This window comes from Mesorhizobium sp. M5C.F.Ca.ET.164.01.1.1, from assembly GCF_004792125.1.
Lineage (GTDB): Bacteria > Pseudomonadota > Alphaproteobacteria > Rhizobiales > Rhizobiaceae > Mesorhizobium > Mesorhizobium wenxiniae.
This window is the reverse complement of sequence record NZ_SRTG01000105.1, coordinates 1-447: the sequence shown is the minus strand read 5'-3', so window position 1 is coordinate 447 and position 447 is coordinate 1. Positions and strand designations below refer to the sequence as shown.

Sequence of the window (447 nt, the reverse complement as noted above, 5' to 3'; positions counted from 1 at the left end):
GGCGCGCCGCTGGAAAGCTTTCCCTACCACGCCTGGGCCAAGGTGTTCGGCGTCAATGTCACCGCCGTCTTCCATCTGACCCGCGAATTGCTGCCGCTGCTCGATGCTGCTGCCAGCGACGCCGATCCGGCCAGGGTGATCAATCTGGGCTCGGTGATGGGCACGCAGCCGCTGGCCGACGACGCCTATTCCTACACCGCCTCCAAGGCTGCCGTGCATCACCTGACGCGCACGCTGGCACTCGAATTCGCCGGCCGCCGCATCACCGTCAACGCCTTTGCCCCAGGCCCCTTCCAGAGCCGCATGACGGCATTCGCCACCGGCACGGACGAACAGGCCAGGCATGTCGGCAGCCATGTCCCGATCGGCCGCATCGGCACACCGGATGACATTGCCGGCGCAACGCTCTATTTGTGCAGCCGTGCAGGCAGCTATGTCACCGGCGCC

Annotated in this window: 1 protein-coding gene; it reads left to right on the top strand. The window is 66.4% G+C overall.

The genetic code is table 11. The features are described 5' to 3' along the window. A partial coding sequence (locus tag EN807_RS32630) for an SDR family oxidoreductase (protein ID WP_135937939.1) occupies positions 1–447 on the top strand: 447 nt, incomplete at both ends.